The organism is Vibrio sp. YT-17 (assembly GCF_033337375.1).
Lineage (GTDB): Bacteria > Pseudomonadota > Gammaproteobacteria > Enterobacterales > Vibrionaceae > Vibrio > Vibrio alginolyticus.
In genome coordinates this window covers 1-1,039 of sequence record NZ_JAWOQP010000199.1, presented here as the reverse complement: position 1 = coordinate 1,039, position 1,039 = coordinate 1, and the positions used below count along the sequence as shown (strand labels likewise).

The window sequence follows — 1,039 nt, the reverse complement described above, 5'->3', positions numbered from 1 at the left end:
AATATCTAGAGGAGAACGATTTGTTCTCCTCTATCACTATTAAAAGAGATTCCCATGAAAAAAATTGTGCTAGCAACAGGCAACCAAGGCAAAGTTCGCGAGATGGCAGATCTACTGTCTGACTTCGGTTTTGAAGTATTAGCGCAAAGTGAATTCAACGTATCAGAAGTTGCTGAAACGGGCACCACATTCATTGAGAACGCAATCATTAAAGCTCGCCATGCCGCGCAAGAAACTGGCTTACCAGCGATTGCTGATGATTCTGGTCTGGAAGTCGATTTCCTAAAAGGTGCACCAGGCATCTACTCAGCTCGTTACGCCGGCGAAAAAGCCTCTGACCAAGAGAACTTAGAGAAATTGCTAGCCGCAATGGAAGGCGTGCCAGAAGCAGAGCGTACCGCGCGTTTTCACTGCGTATTGGTATTGATGCGTCACGAGAACCATCCAACACCTATCGTTTGTCATGGCAAATGGGAAGGTCGCATTCTGACTGAAGCACATGGCGAAAATGGCTTTGGTTACGACCCTATCTTCTTCGTACCAGAAGATAACTGTGCGTCAGCAGAGCTAGAGCCGGCACGTAAAAAGCAGTTGTCTCACCGCGGCAAAGCACTGAAGTCTCTGTTTGCTCAGTTATCAGCGCAAACCGCACAGTAAGATCGAGTGAACTTGTCCATGTTAACGCCTCCAGCACTCAGCTTGTATGTACACATCCCATGGTGTGTACAAAAGTGCCCTTATTGCGACTTTAACTCCCATGCGCTTAAAGCGGAGATCCCAGAAGAAGAGTACATCAGTGCCCTTCTAGAAGATCTGGATACCGATATTGATAAGTACCGCTTAAATGACGCACCGCGTCCGCTGCATTCCATCTTCATTGGCGGAGGTACGCCAAGTTTGATTTCTGCAGAAGGCATTGAGCGTTTGCTAAAAGGCATCGAAGCGCGAATTCCATTCAAGCCAGACATTGAAATCACTATGGAAGCAAACCCTGGCACCATCGAAGCAGAGCGTTTCGTGGATTATCGTAAAGCGGGGG

Annotated in this window: 2 protein-coding genes; both read left to right on the top strand. The window is 47.6% G+C overall.

Going from position 1 to position 1,039, the window contains the following annotated elements; translation table 11 throughout:
• Positions 1–54 precede the first annotated feature (54 nt).
• Positions 55–657 (top strand): XTP/dITP diphosphatase, encoded by a 603-nt coding sequence (locus R7F67_RS24915; RefSeq protein WP_318057543.1) that lies wholly within the window; start codon positions 55–57, stop codon positions 655–657.
• Between the two features lie 18 nt (positions 658–675).
• The coding region (locus tag R7F67_RS24910) for a radical SAM protein (protein WP_411913746.1) at positions 676–1,039 on the top strand (364 nt) is incomplete at its 3' end.

Excerpts from the sequence above, each read along its gene's own strand:
- R7F67_RS24915 (WP_318057543.1), top strand. The coding sequence starts at position 55 with ATGAAAAAAATTGTGCTAGCAACAGGCAACCAAGGCAAAGTTCGCGAG.